This window comes from Streptomyces sp. NPDC041784, assembly GCF_055591025.1.
Genome location: NZ_JBVJAB010000027.1, coordinates 56,585 through 70,668, shown reverse-complemented (window position 1 = coordinate 70,668; position 14,084 = coordinate 56,585). Strand labels below are relative to the sequence as shown.

General features: G+C 73.1%; 10 protein-coding genes and 1 riboswitch. Of the genes, 6 read left to right on the top strand and 4 right to left on the bottom strand.

What is annotated here, in order from left to right:
• Positions 1-81 precede the first annotated feature (81 nt).
• A riboswitch (cobalamin riboswitch) is annotated at positions 82-221 on the bottom strand.
• Between the two features lie 272 nt (positions 222-493).
• Both ACZ6D7_RS37895 and ACZ6D7_RS37890 read left to right on the top strand, forming a co-directional pair.
• Positions 494-847 carry a CU044_2847 family protein gene (locus tag ACZ6D7_RS37895; protein WP_469500851.1) on the top strand — a complete coding sequence of 118 codons (354 nt, stop codon included), beginning with the start codon at positions 494-496 and terminating at the stop codon, positions 845-847.
• Positions 834-5,147, top strand: coding sequence for an nSTAND1 domain-containing NTPase (locus ACZ6D7_RS37890; protein WP_469500850.1), 4,314 nt, complete (start codon positions 834-836; stop codon positions 5,145-5,147). The genes ACZ6D7_RS37895 and ACZ6D7_RS37890 overlap by 14 nt, the downstream gene beginning before the upstream one ends.
• A 45-nt stretch (positions 5,148-5,192) precedes the next feature.
• Here the strand turns inward: ACZ6D7_RS37890 and ACZ6D7_RS37885 are convergent, their stop codons facing one another.
• From ACZ6D7_RS37885 to ACZ6D7_RS37875, 3 genes are all read right to left on the bottom strand, one after another.
• Positions 5,193-5,414: a hypothetical protein gene (locus ACZ6D7_RS37885; RefSeq protein WP_469500849.1), complete on the bottom strand. Its 222-nt coding sequence runs from the start codon at positions 5,412-5,414 to the stop codon at positions 5,193-5,195.
• Between the two features lie 37 nt (positions 5,415-5,451).
• On the bottom strand, positions 5,452-6,687 hold the full coding sequence (locus ACZ6D7_RS37880) for an inorganic phosphate transporter (protein WP_469500847.1): 1,236 nt from the start codon (positions 6,685-6,687) through the stop codon (positions 5,452-5,454).
• 143 nt (positions 6,688-6,830) lie between these two features.
• Positions 6,831-7,607: a lysozyme gene (locus ACZ6D7_RS37875; protein ID WP_469500845.1), complete on the bottom strand. Its 777-nt coding sequence runs from the start codon at positions 7,605-7,607 to the stop codon at positions 6,831-6,833.
• A 225-nt stretch (positions 7,608-7,832) separates the two neighbouring features.
• Between ACZ6D7_RS37875 and ACZ6D7_RS37870 the strand changes: the two genes are divergently transcribed.
• The 3 genes from ACZ6D7_RS37870 (at position 7,833) to ACZ6D7_RS37860 (ending at position 11,475) form a co-directional block, all read left to right on the top strand.
• On the top strand, positions 7,833-8,582 hold the full coding sequence (locus ACZ6D7_RS37870; protein ID WP_469500844.1) for a class II aldolase/adducin family protein: 750 nt from the start codon (positions 7,833-7,835) through the stop codon (positions 8,580-8,582).
• 143 nt (positions 8,583-8,725) lie between these two features.
• On the top strand, positions 8,726-9,874 hold the full coding sequence (locus ACZ6D7_RS37865; RefSeq protein WP_469500842.1) for an alpha/beta hydrolase: 1,149 nt from the start codon (positions 8,726-8,728) through the stop codon (positions 9,872-9,874).
• A 320-nt stretch (positions 9,875-10,194) separates the two neighbouring features.
• Entirely contained in the window at positions 10,195-11,475 is a 1,281-nt protein-coding gene (locus ACZ6D7_RS37860; protein ID WP_469500840.1) for a hypothetical protein, read from the top strand.
• Positions 11,476-11,500: 25 nt separating this feature from the next.
• Here the strand turns inward: ACZ6D7_RS37860 and ACZ6D7_RS37855 are convergent, their stop codons facing one another.
• Positions 11,501-11,914 (bottom strand): VOC family protein, encoded by a 414-nt coding sequence (locus ACZ6D7_RS37855; RefSeq protein WP_469500838.1) that lies wholly within the window; start codon positions 11,912-11,914, stop codon positions 11,501-11,503.
• A 242-nt stretch (positions 11,915-12,156) separates the two neighbouring features.
• Here ACZ6D7_RS37855 and ACZ6D7_RS37850 point away from each other — a divergent pair, with 242 nt between their 5' ends.
• On the top strand, positions 12,157-13,755 hold the full coding sequence (locus ACZ6D7_RS37850; protein ID WP_469500836.1) for an ABC-F family ATP-binding cassette domain-containing protein: 1,599 nt from the start codon (positions 12,157-12,159) through the stop codon (positions 13,753-13,755).
• Positions 13,756-14,084 lie beyond the last annotated feature (329 nt).

The following is a 14,084-nucleotide window of genomic DNA, read 5'->3' as shown; positions in this document are numbered from 1 at the left end:
TCGGGCAGCGACCTGGTGGGGTACCTCAACGGCCGAGCGAGCATGGCGATATGTCCTCACTCAGGGTGTCCACGCCCTGGTTCGACGAGACCGGCGGCGAGAGTTCCTGGCTCCCGGGGGTTACTACCCCGGTGACAGTGGCGGGACCGCGCCGGATTCGCACCGGCTTCCTCTTCTGCCGCCGTACATGGCCCCGGCAGTCCACCACGGGCCCGGAAGGGCCGTCAACTTGCCGTTGACCTGCGCGGGGAGAGTGTGCAGAACCCCACACCGCTAGCACGGGGGGCGGGTGCCGGGGCCCGCTTCCCGGGAAAACCCCTCGAGCGGACGGACCTCCCCGGACCCGCTTGCGGTCGCGGAACGTGAGCGCCTGCAATGGCCCGTACGCCCCCTGAGGGGCACAACGGACGTGAACGGACGCGAATGGACGCGACCGGGTGCGAACGGACGCGAACGGCACCGGAGGGGACGCGGAGTGGCGTATGTGGGTGAAATGCGGCTGGACGACGGGCAGATCGTGCTGCTGGAGGTGACGGGGGAGGGGCCCGGGGGCGTCCAACGGGTCTCCCGGGGCGGCGGCGGGGCCGGCGTCGCGGGCGCGGCGGAGACCCTCCAGCAGGCGCTCGCCCGGGTACGCCCGGCGCTGGGCGCGGTCGTGGAAGGCGCCCGGAGCCTGGCCCGGCCCCCCGGCTCGGTCACGGTCGAGTTCGGCATCACGCTGAGCGCGGAGGCGGGCGTGGTGGTGGCCAAGGGCACCACGGAGGCCCACTTCACGGTGAGCATGCAGTGGTCGCCCCGGGACGAGGACGGAACGGCCCTCCCCGGGCAGCGTGATGGCGCCCCCTGATGAGGACCTCCCCCGGGCCATCGCCCGCTTCTGGAGCGAGGACGGCCGGGTCACCGGCACCGGGTTCCTGATCGCGGAACGGACGCTGTGCACCTGCGCGCACGTGGTGGCGAGCGCGCTGGGCACGGACGAGACGTCGGCGGCGCCGCCGACCGCCCGGGTGACGCTCGACTTCCCCCTCCTGACCCCGCCGTCGGCCGCCCTGCGGGCCGAGGTCACCCACTGGCACCCGGTGCGCCCGGACGGCGGCGGCGACATCGCCCTGCTGACCCTGGCGGAGCCGGTCCCCGGCACCACCCCGGTCCGGCTCGCCGGCGGCACGGCGGTCTGGGACCACGCATTCCGCGTCCTCGGCTTCCCCGCCCGCACCGACGACCACGGCGTCTGGGTGGACGGCAGACTGCGCGCCCCGGTCGGCAAGGGCTGGACCTCGATGGAGGCCCGCCCGCTCTCCGGCGCCCCGCCCATCGGCCGCGGCTTCAGCGGCGGCCCGGTGTGGGACACCGACCAGGGCGGGGTCGTCGGCATGACGGTCGCCGCGGAGACGGGCACGGGCGCGACCACGGCCTACCTGATCCCGGCACCCCTCCTCCTGGGCCTGGACCCGGCCCTGAGCCCGTCCCCCTTCCGCGGCCTGGAACCGTTCCAGGAGGAGGACGCGGGGGTGTTCTTCGCTCGGCGGGGGGACGGGGAGCGGATCGCGGCGGCCCTGCGCGCGCACGCCTTCGTTCCGGTCGCGGGGGCGTCCGGGGTCGGGAAGTCGTCCTTGGTCCGGGCCGGAGTGCTTCCCCTGCTGCGGTCCTCCGGCCACACGGTCACCGACTTCGCCGGCCAGCCGGACACCGATCCGGTACGGACGCTGGCGGAGGCGCTCGGGGAACAGTTCCCGTCGGCGCGGGAACTCGCGGGGGAACTCGTGCGGGAACTCTCGCGGGAACCGCACGCGACGACGGACCGGACCCGGACGGCGGTCCTGCTGGCCGCCCGCATCCTGCGGGAGTCGGGCCCCTCGGGCCACGTCGTCCTGCTGGACCAGTTCGAGGAGACCGTCGGGGCCCGCCCCGCCGACGCCCGGGCCCTCCTGGACGTCCTCCTGCCGATGACCCGTGCCGTCCACCCGTCCGGCCGCCGGCTGCGCGTCCTGGCGACCCTGCGCTCCGCCTCCCTGGAGGAACTGGTCGCGGACGGCAGGGCGGAGGAACTGAGCGGCACGGTCCAGATGATCGCCCCGATGACCCGCGACCAACTGGACGAGGTGGTGCGCAGGCCGATCGAGGCCGTCCCCGGCGTGGAGTTCGAACCGGGCCTGGCCGAACTGATCGTGGCGGACGCGGGCGGTGAGCCGGGTGCACTGCCCCTGGTGGAGTTCGCGCTGGCGGAGCTGTGGGAGCGCCGGGAACACGGCCGCCTCACGCACGCGGCGTACCGGACGATCCGGGGTGTCGAAGGGGCCCTGTCCCGCTATGCCGACCAGCAGCTGGCGCGGGTCTGCAAGGCCCCGGGCGGCCCGGATCCCATGGTGGCCCGCCGCCTCTTCGAACGCCTCGCCCGCCCGGTCAGGGGCAACGAGTACGCCCGCGTCGCCCGGGCCTTCGAGCACCTGCCCCCCGAACTCCGGGTCGCCGCCCAGGCCTTGGCGGCGACCCGCCTCCTGGTCATCGCCCGGGACAGCTCCGGCCGGGAGACGGTGGCACTGGCGCACGAGGCGCTGGTACGGCAGTGGCCGACGCTCGGGGGCTGGCTCGACGAGTCGCGTGCGTTTCTGGTGTGGCACGAGAAGCTGCGGGGGCGGCTGCGGGAATGGGAGGACGCGGACCAGCACCCCGATCTGCTGCTGCGGGGGCAGGAGTTGGCGGCCGCCAGGGTGGTGTCCGCGTCGCGCGCCGCGGAACTCTCCGTCGAGGAGTCGGAGTTCGTCCGCCTCAGCCGGCTGCACCGCACGCGCTCGGTGCGCAGGGGCCGTACCGGCGTCGCCCTGGTGGCCTGCCTGGCTCTGGTGGCGTCCTCGCTCGGGGTCCTGATCTGGGGCATGGTGCGCGACGAGGACCGGGACCAGGCCGACGAGGCGGCGAGGAAGCTGGTCGGCCAGGCCGCGGACCGGGCCCGGGAGGATCCCGTGGGTGCGGCGCTGCTGGCCGCCGCGGCCCGGCGCACGAGCGAGCTGCCCGAGACCAGGGCGGCCGTGATGCGGCACACGTGGCCGCTGACCTCGCTGGTGGCGGTGGACCGGATCCTGCCGGACGGTGAGGTGCGGAAGGTTGCCGCCTCCCTGGACGGCACGGTCATGGCCGTCCTGACGACCGGGCGGCAGGGCAGGCAGGCCTATGTGGTGACGGGCCCGGGACACGGTGTCCCGGGAGCGCGGCGTCTGCCCGGTTCGCCCGCGTCGATGGACGCGGTGGCCGTCAGCGACGACGGCACGAGGGTCGCCGTGGCGGCGGGGCACGGGGACGTGCGGGTGTGGCGGATCGAGAAGGGGGAGCCGCGGAAGGGGCCGTGGTCGTGGAGATGGAGCGCGGACAACACCGCCGAGGCCACCCGGACGCTCGACTTCTCCGACGACGGAACCCGGCTGGTGCACTGGGTTGGCGCCGCCGACCGCTTTTCCCTCTGCCACGGGTCGGCCGTCGACCCGTGGCTGCGGACGGTCCGGGTCGAGGGGAAGGCGGTGAAGGGGCAGGGAACGGCGCTGCCCGTCGGTCGGCTGGAGCCGGAGGAGTGCGTCGAGCACATCGCTCTGCGCGGGGCGCGGCCCGACCGTCTCACCGTGGTCACGTCCAAGCAGGTGACGGAGGAGAACGGTGACACGGGTTCCGTCGGCTCGGTTCGCTCGGTCGACCTGACAGCGCGGCGAGTCGAGCCGGGACCGGCCGAGGTGGGCAGTGCCTTCCTCGGCGCCGGCGGTCGAGCCATGGTGACGACACGGAGACACGAGCATCGATGGCGGTGGCAGTTCCCCGCGTCCCGCGGCGCGAAGCCCGAGGAACGGTGGTCACAGACCTTCCGCACGGACGCCACCGGCCGGTACCCGGTGATGGACGGGGACGACGACGCACAGGTGGCGACGCATCCCGACGCCCTGCTGATGGTGATCTTCGACCCCGCCTCGGGACGCCGCCATACCGCGGTCCTCCCGGGAGGGGTGGCCGACGGTGGGGAGGGCACGGTCGTGATGCCCACCCGTGACGGGTTCCTGGCGCGTGCCGTACTCGGCCGTGACCTCCTGACGTACCGTATGCGCCCCACGGTCCATCCCCTGGGCGTGGACGGGGGAGCCGCTGTCCCGGACCTGGACCGCGTGGACGGCCACAGGACCCTCGTGGCCCTGGCCGGCAGAAGCCAGGGGGACGACAGCGAGATCTTCGAGACGGTGCTCGACGCGACGGGGCCCCGGCGCGGTCCGCGGGACGTGTCCGGCATGGGCGGGATCGTGATCAGCGGAGACGACCGGCACTACGTCACATGGAGCGCCCAGGCCTGGGAGCTGCGCACCACGGCCGGATTCACGACCAGGAACCGGAGGCCCCCGCCGGTGGGAGGCGACGAGCCCGGCCCCGGAAGCGACTCGACCGTCAAGTCCGTACACCGCTTCGGGGACGGCGACTTCCTCCTCCTCGACGGCAGGGGGCTGTCCCGGCTCGACGGTGCGACGGGCCGTCTTCACCGTCTGGACGGTGTGGGATGTGCGTGGACGTCGGCGACGAGTGAGCGTGAGTGCTTCACGGCGGTGGGGCGCCCGAAGCACCCGGGGCAGTTCCTCGTCGTGCGGACCGACGGAGCCGCTGAGCTGTGGGAACTGGCCGGCAGCAGGGTGAGGAAGATCGACGAGGAGATCCTGAGCCCCCTCGGGGAATATCAGGAGGCGGGGCAGACGGCGGTCTTCCGGTCCGACGGACGTGCCGTCGCGGTGGCCACCGAGGCGGGCGTCTACGTATGGCGGACAGGCGTCGAACATCCCGGCCTCCTCGCGGACGACGTGGACCGGGTGCGTGCCTACGACGAGCGGGGCTACCTGGTGCTCACCTCGAGCGAGGGCGAGGACGAACTCCACAGGGACGACGGCGGCGTTCTCGCCCCGCTGCCCACCAGCGACGTCGTCCGCCGATGGGTCTTCGACGGCCGCTCTCTCCACGGCGAGACGGCCTTGGGCACCATCACCTACGACCTCGGCCATCTCACCGGGCGAGTCACCCTCGACCACGTGTGCGAACTGCTTCCTCGGCTCGGCCCGGACGTGTGGCGCTCCCTGCGCCGTACCTCCGCGGCACCACAGAGCCCGCCCTGCCCGGACCTCGCGTAGAGGGACTGGGCAGGGCGGGCAACGAGTCTGTGGCGCGGTGGGGCGTCAGGCGACGATCAGCGAGATCCCGTACGCCACCGCGGCCGCGCACCCCGCGAAGCACGCGTACGCTCCGGTCAGGGCGAGGACGGCCGAGTCACCCTGTTCGGTGGCTCGTTCGCGGTGGGTGAGGGCCATGACGCCGAGGGTGAAGAGGGCCACGAGGGCCACGGTGACCACGAGGCTGACGCCGAAGACGGAGCCCAGGGCTGCCCAGTCGATCTTCATGCTGATGCTGTTTCCTTCGTAACCGGGTGGGCGGGGCTCAGGCCGTGGTGGCGGGGGAGACCGCCGGTTCGCCCGCCGGGGCGGGGATCGTGGCGGTGAGGTTCTCGGCCACCGCGCCCGCCGGAGGCGGGGTCACGGCGGCGATGGCCGTGGTCACCACGCCGGCCGGTTCCTCGGTCGCGTTGACGTTCGTGTGGTCGACGACCTCGCGGCGGGAGAGCTTCCAGATCGCGGCGCTGGAGCCGACCAGGAAGATCGCGACGATGGCCGTGCCCCAGGAGCCGAAGCCGGTCACGTACTCCGCGAGCGCGCCCACCAGGGCGGCGGCCGGCAGCGTCAGGCCCCACGCGACGAACATCCGGGTCGCGGTCGACCAGCGGACCACACCGCCCTTGCGGCCCAGCCCCGCGCCCATCACCGCACCGGAGACCGAGTGCGTGGTGGAGAGGGAGAAGCCGAGGTGGGAGGAGGCCAGGATGACCGTGGCCGCGCTGGTCTGGGCGGCGAAGCCCTGCTGCGGCTGGAGGTCGGTCAGCCCCTTGCCCATGGTGCGGATGATGCGCCAGCCGCCGAGGTAGGTGCCGAGCGCGATGGCGATGCCCGCGGAGAGGACGACCCACACCGGCGGGTCGGAGTCGGGGGCGACGGCGCCGCCGGCCACCAGCGCGAGGGTGATGATGCCCATCGTCTTCTGCGCGTCGTTGGTGCCGTGGGCCAGGGAGACCAGGCCGGCCGAGGCGATCTGGCCCGCGCGGTAGCCCTTCTCGGCCGCCTTGCCGTCGGCCTTCCTGCCCAGGCTGTAGGAGAGGCGGGTGGCGAGCATCGCCGCGACACCCGCGACCAGCGGAGCCGCGATCGCCGGGATCAGGACCTTGGTGACCAGGACGTCGCCGTGGACCGCGCCCATGCCCGCCGAGGCGATGGTGGCGCCGATCAGACCGCCCATGAGGGCGTGGGAGGAACTGGAGGGCAGGCCCACCAGCCAGGTCAGCAGGTTCCAGAGGATCGCGCCGACCAACGCGGCGAAGATGACCTCGGGGCGGATGCCGGTCTCGTCGACGAGACCCTTGGAGATCGTGTTGGCGACCTCCACGGAGAGAAAAGCGCCCACAAGGTTGAGCGCGGCGGACATGGCCACCGCGACCTTGGGCTTGAGCGCACCGGTCGAGATGGTCGTGGCCATCGCGTTGGCGGTGTCGTGAAAACCGTTCGTGAAATCGAACGCGAGTGCGGTTACCACCACAATCGCGAGGATCAGCGAGAAGTTTTCCATTTACCCAGGCAATCGTTCGAAGTCATTGGCCGGTTGACCGTAGGCAACCTGGGTGAACGGAAGGTGAACTGTGGCGGTCGCCGTGGTGTCCAAGATAGAGGGTCGCCGCGCCTGTGCGGCACGGCGACCCTGGCACCCCTTGGTCACGCCCCTTCGGCGAACCTCGCCAGCCGCTCCGCGGAGCCGTTGAAGAGATTCTGGTCACCCGGCAGGCTGCCGCCGTTGGCGTACTGCCAGAAGGTCCACGACGACCAGCCGGCCGGCAGCGCCCCGGCGTCCGCCGACCGGTAGCGCGCGATCCACAGCGCGTGGTCGGCGGCGAAGACGGGGCTGGCGCCGGTGCACGCGTTCCACCAGTGGGTGGTGGTGTAGATCACCGGACGGCGGCCGGTGAGCCGGAGCACCTCGTCGCTGAAGGCCCGGATCCAGGCGACCATCCCCGCCTTGCTCAGGCCGTAGCACTTGCGCCGCGCGTCGTACGGGTTGTATTCGATGTCGAGCGCGGGCGGCAGCGTCCCGCCGTCGGCGCTCCAGCCGCCGCCGTTGCGGACGAAGAACGCCGCCTGCGCGGTGCCCGAGCCCTTGTCCGGCAGGGCGAAGTGGTACGCCCCGCGCAGCAGCCCCGCGGCGCCGGCCCCGTCGTACTGCTGTGCGAAGTACGGGTTCCGGTAGGCCGTGGACTCGGTCGCCTTCACATAGACGAACCGGGCGCCGCGCGCCTTCGCCCGCGCCCAGTCGACGTTCTTCTGGTGGGACGAGACATCGTGCCCCGTCGGTCGCCCCGCCGCCGCGGCCGGCGCCTCGGCGAGCACGGTGGCCGCCGCGGCGAGCGCCACGGCGCATGCCGCCCAGGCACGGGTACGGCGACGCGGCGTCAGGGCGCGGTCGCGGCGACGGAGCGGTGAGTGATCACGGTCCATGGTTTCCCCCGGGATGGCGGCGTGCACGAAACGCCCCAGAGGCTAGGGGAAGAACCGTGATCATCCACGCATGCTCGCCGATCCCCGGCCAATCACCGCAACAGGGTGATGTATGCCGATATGCGACCTTTCGGAGCGCCGGCTTCCGGCCTACAGTGCCCGCCCTCGCGCCCCGCGCCGCCGGGCGCCGCGACGGCCCGCCCCCGCCCCTGGCAGGATCGGGGCATGGCTGAGCAGCGGCGCGAGCAGCGGGAGCCCCGGGGCGCACGGGACGGCGTGGCGGACGGGGAGGCGCTGCGGGGGAGGAGTGCGCTCCCCGAGGAGGCGAGCGCCTGGGAGGCCCTCGTGACGGCGGCCCGCCGCACCGTCTCCGACGGCCTGGTCGTCGGCACCTCCGGCAACGTCTCCGTCCGCGTCGGCGACACCGTGCTGGTCACCCCCTCGGGCGTGCCCTACGACCGCCTCACCCCGGACGACCTCACCGGCGTCGACCTCACCGGCCGGCAGGTGCTCGGCATCCTCGTGCCGACGAGCGAACTGCCCATGCATCTCGCCGTCTACTCCGCCACCGACGCCCGCGCCGTCGTCCACACCCACGCCGTCCACGCCACCGCCGTCTCGACCCTCGTGGTCGAACTCCCGTCCGTGCACTACATGACGGGCGCCCTCGGCGGCCCCGTCCGGGTTGCCCCCTATGCGCCGTACGGCACCCAGGAGTTGGCCGAGAACATGCTCCGCGCCCTCGCCGGCCGGACCGGCTGCCTGCTCCAGAACCACGGCACCCTCACCTACGGCACCACCCTCGACCAGGCGTACGACCGCACCGCCCAACTGGAGTGGATGTGCAGCCTGTGGCTCAAGGCGTCCTCCGTCCCCGGCCGGAACCCGACCCTCCTGACGGAGGAGCAGATCGCGGACGCGGGAGAGCGGCTGAAGGGCTACGGCCAGCCCCGCCGGCCTTCGGGACACGGTTGACCTTCGGGACGCGTCCTCGCCCCCGCCCGCACGCCCATCCGCACGCCCATCCACACCTCCGTCCGCACACCCGCGCTCCCATCCGTCCGCTCCCACGCCGCCCTCCACTGGCCGCCCGGAGCAATGGCCAGGACACTGGACGCGTGCGCACTGTCACCGCGACGGCCGCCGCCGTCACCGCAGCCCTGGCCGCCGGCGCCGCCAGTGTCGCCGCCGGCCGGCTCGCCAGCGACGCCGCACTCAAGGCGCCGCCCGGCCGCCCCCTGCCCACCGAACCCCGGCTCACCGTGCACGGCACCGCCGCCGGCCAGGTCGTCCTCACCCGGCACCTGGCCGCCCTGCGCCCCGGCACCTACGGCCTCTCCGGCGACGGCTCCCACGCGGTCGTCGGCCCCGTCCTGGCCGGCGCCGCGCACTCCGCCGACACCGTCGTACGCCGCCTGGAACGCGTCACGCACGGCACCCTGAACCCCGGCGACGCCGTGTGGCTCACCCCGAACCTGTACGTCGGCAACCCGAGCGGCGCCCTCGGCCTGGACCACGCCGACATCGACGTGCCCGGCGAGCTGGGCTCGCTGCCCGCCTGGTTCGTCCCGGGCGCCCGCCGCACCTGGGTGATCGCGGTGCACGGCCTGGGCGCCACCCGGGAGCACGCCCTGAACCTGCTGGGCTTCCTGCACGGCCGCCGCTTCCCGGTCCTCGCCCTCGCCTACCGGGGCGACCTCGGCGCACCCCGCCCCCCGGACGGCCTGAACCACCTCGGCCAGACCGAGTGGCGCGACCTGGACGCGGCGATGCGCTACGCGGTCCGCTACGGCGCCGAACGCGTCATCCTGCTCGGCTGGTCCACCGGCGCCGCGATGGCGCTGCGGGCGGCCGCCCACTCGGGCCTGCGCGACCTGGTCTCCGGGCTCGTCCTGGACTCCCCCGTGCTGGACTGGCAGGCGACCCTGCGCGCCCTGGCCGCCGCCCGGCACACCCCGGGCGCGCTGCTGCCGCTCGCCGTCCGTGCCGCGCAGGGCCGCACCGGCCTGCACGGCGGCCCCGGCGGATCCGGCGACCACGGCGGCCCGGACGCCGACCCGGCCGCCGGACTGAAGGTGCCGACGCTGGTCTTCCACGGCCCCGACGACATCGTGGCCCCCTGGGAGGCATCCCGCCGCCTCGCCGGCCGCCGCCCGGACCTCGTCGCCCTCCACACCGTCGCCGGGGCCCCGCACGCCGCGATGTGGAACGCCGACCCGGAGGACTACGAAGAGACCCTGCGCCGTTTCCTGACCCCCCTGAGCTGACGCGCCCGCCGACCCCTCGCGGAACCGCTCCCAGAGGTTCCGTTTAAGGCCGTACCACTGGCCTGAACACGTCTCTCCACCCCTCTCCGCACCCTGTGCGTTGGCCAGTCCCGTAGCCCGCCGTGACATTCCGTTTGGGTTTTCGGACCGTCAACCGGAAGACTGCACCCGTGACGTCCCGTATCCCGCGCGACTCCAGGCTTCGACTCGTCCGCCCGCGACCCCTGGCCGCCGCCCCCACAGCTGTGAACGAGCGGCGCCCGCGCCGCCACGCGCCCCGCCCCCCGGAAGGCACCCCGGCCCCGGCGGAGCTGGCCAGAATGGCACGCTCAGGTCTGGCCGCCGCGGCCCGTGTCGCCCGCTGGGCCGACAACGCCCTCGGGCCCGGCCGCGACGCCGCGACCGCCGACGGCAAGGCCACCCTGTCCGACCCGTCCGCCGAACGCGCGGCCCGTGATCTGGGCCTGACCCCGGATCAGATCCGCCACGACTGGGACATCGCCCGCCTCGCCGGTCTCATCGAGGTGCACGGCGACAGCGCCCGCCCCGGCTGGCGGCTGCGCGCCTGGAACCGGGACGACAGTGCCGTGCTGCGCGGCTGGGTCGCCCTCTTCGACGCCTGGTCGCTCGCCACGCCGGAACCCGCCGAGGAGGAGCCCGCCGCCGTCGCCGAGGTCGTCTCGGCCATGCCGCAGGTGCTCTCCTTCCTCCAGCTGTCCGCCGGACCCGTCCCCGTGGACCAGCTGCTCGACCTGCTGCGCCAGCGCGTCACCGAACTGCGCACCGAGCGCTGCGAGGTCCCCTACGCCGCCGACGCGGCCGGACCCCCGGCCCCCGCGCCCTCCGCCGACGCCGACCCGGCGGAGCCCGCCCTGGCCGCCGAGCTGGCCCCGCTCCTCGACTGGGCGCTGCACGCCCTCGCCTCGGTGGGCGCGCTCACCTGCGGCGCCGGCCAGGCCACCCTCACCCCGCTCGGCAGCTGGGCGGTCTGGGTCAAGCTGGAGCAGATCTGCGTCGCCGCGCAGAGCCCCGCCGGCAACATCGAGCAGGCCGCCGAGGACATGCTCCGCGGCTGCGCCCAGCTCCGCCCCAACGCGGCCCGCGCCGAGTACCGCGCCTGGCTCGCCGCCCGCACCGTCGGCGGCGCCGTCACCGAGCTCCTGGTCGCCGCCCGCGGCGAGGACGCCCTGCTGCGCGGCCTGGCCTTCGAGGCGCTGCGCGTCGTCGGCGCCCCCGCCGAGCCCGATGTGCGTGCCGTCGTCGACGAGCCCGCCCTCAGGCCGTACGCCCTGCTCTGGCTCGCGGAGCACGACGGGGTGGACCCCGAGGACGCGCACGAGGTGCTCACCCGCGAGGAGGCCACCTGGCTGTGGGTCGACACCGCCGCCGCCGTCGCCGACCACGGGGAGGCCCCGATGCTGGTGCGGCACCTGGAGTCCGCGCTCCAGCCGACCGTGCCCGCGCTGCTGGACGAGGTGCGGGCCGTGGGACACCCGCGCACCGTGCAGGTGCTCGTGGCGCTCGCGGCCGCGCACCCCGATCCGGCGCTGGCCAAGGCCGTCCGCCGGGCCGCCTTCCAGGTGCACACCGGGGGCAGTTGACCCGCCCCCGGCCCACCGGGGCGGGTCAGGCCTGTATGTCGGGCGCGTACGTGCCGAAGCTCCAGAGGTTGCCCTCGGCGTCCCGGGCCATGTAGTCCCGGGAGCCGTAGTCCTGGTCCGTCGGGGGCATCAGGATCTCCGCGCCGTGCTCCACGGCCCGGCGGTGGTGTGCGTCGACATCGTCCACGACGACGTACACCCCCGTGGGGCCCGCGTCCTTCATCGCCGCGTCGAAGACGCCGCCGCGGCCCTTCGAGCCCAGCATCACCGCGCCGTTGCCCTGAACCAGCTCGGCGTGCATCACCGTGCCGTCCTCGCCCTCGTACACGGACAGCTCGGTGAAGCCGAAGGCCTCCGTGAGCTGCCGGATCGCCGCCTTCGCGTCGGCGTACAGCACTGTCGGGTAGATGCTCGGGCGTGTGCCGTTCGTCCCTGCCATGCCGATCACTCCCCTGTGATCACCTGTGATCACCGTCGGAAATGTCATCCGCCGCCCAGTCTGGCAGTCACCACTGACAACGCCCCGGCGGAGCCGTGACGGCGGAGATCGAACACCCGAACGCCGAAAAGTGCTTGCACGGTCCCGTTAGACTGGCCTCATGGCCATTCTCCTCGCGCATTAGACGGCGGGAACGTCCTCAGCCGCCCATACCGCCATCGACCCCGCACAGGAGTCTGACCGTGATCTCCGCCTCCGGCATCGAGCTGCGCGCCGGTGCCCGCATCCTCATCGAGAGCGCTTCCTTCCGTGTCGCCAAGGGTGACCGCATCGGCCTGGTCGGCCGTAACGGCGCCGGCAAGACGACCCTGACCAAGGTCCTGGCCGGCGAGGGCCTCCCCGCCGCCGGACAGGTCACCCGCTCCGGCGAGGTCGGCTACCTCCCGCAGGACCCCCGCACCGGCGACCTCGACGTCCTCGCCCGTGACCGCATCCTCTCCGCCCGTGGCCTCGACGTCCTCATCCGCAAGATGCGCGAGAACGAACAGAAGATCGCGAACGGCCAGGGCGCCACCCGCGACAAGGCGATGCGCCAGTACGAGCGCCAGGAGACGGAGTTCCTCACCAAGGGCGGGTACGCCGCCGAGGCCGAGGCCGCCACCATCGCCGCCGCGCTCAACCTGCCCGACCGGGTGCTCGGCCAGCCCCTGCACACGCTCTCCGGCGGTCAGCGCCGCCGTGTGGAACTGGCCCGCATCCTGTTCTCCGACGCGGACACGCTCCTCCTCGACGAGCCGACCAACCACCTGGACGCCGACTCGATCGTCTGGCTGCGCGACTACCTCAAGACCTACCGCGGCGGCTTCATCGTCATCAGCCACGACGTCGACCTGGTCGAGACGGTCGTCAACAAGGTGTTCTACCTGGACGCCAACCGCTCCCAGATCGACGTCTACAACATGGGCTGGAAGCTCTACCAGCAGCAGCGCGAGGCTGACGAGAAGCGCCGCAAGCGCGAGCGGCAGAACGCCGAGAAGAAGGCCGCCGCCCTGCACTCGCAGGCCGACAAGATGCGCGCCAAGGCCACCAAGACGGTCGCCGCGCAGAACATGGCCCGCCGCGCCGACAAGCTGCTCTCCGGCCTGGAGGCGGTCCGCCAGTCCGACAAGGTCGCCAAGCTCCGCTTCCCCGAGCCCGCGCCCTGTGGCCGGACCCCCCTGATGGCCGAGGGCCTGTCGAAGTCGTACGGCTCCCTGGAGATCTTCACCGACGTCGACCTGGCCATCGACAAGGGCTCCCGGGTCGTCATCCTCGGCCTCAACGGCGCCGGCAAGACGACCCTGCTGCGGCTGCTGGGCGGGGTGGAGACGCCGGACACCGGCGAGGTCGTCCCGGGCCACGGCCTCAAGCTCGGCTACTACGCCCAGGAGCACGAGACCCTCGACCCCGAGCGCACGGTCCTGGAGAACATGCGCTCCGCCAACCCGGACCTCGACCTGGTCGAGGTCCGCAAGACGCTCGGCTCGTTCCTGTTCTCCGGCGACGACGTCGACAAGCCGGCCGGTGTGCTCTCCGGCGGCGAGAAGACCCGGCTCGCCCTGGCGACCCTCGTGGTCTCTTCGGCGAACGTCCTGCTCCTCGACGAGCCCACCAACAACCTCGACCCCGCCAGCCGCGAGGAGATCCTCGGCGCGCTGCGCACCTACAAGGGCGCGGTGGTCCTCGTCACCCACGACGAGGGCGCCGTTGAGGCGCTCCAGCCCGAGCGGATCATCCTGCTGCCCGACGGTGTCGAGGACCTGTGGGGCGCCGACTACGCGGATCTCGTCGCCCTGGCTTGATCGAATGCGTGATCCACGGCGTATGGATCATTCGGCCTACCGGTGATCCATCATCTGTGTGAGATCTCCTCGTATCGAGGTGTGTCCTACATCGATTTCGCGGCCGATCCCTTTGTCGACAAGGGGTCGGCCGTTGCGCGTCCCTGACCTGCTACTTCGTGGATCAACCCGTTCGGCTGTACGAACGCCGCTTGGCGGAATCACAAGTTCCATTCGTGGAGACGCGCTCCTGTCGTCAAAACCCTGTCGCACGGACCTTGCCGAATGGGTGGCCATCGCGCCCCGGAGGGGTGATCATGAGGGGACCAGAGCGCACTTCCCATGAGGAG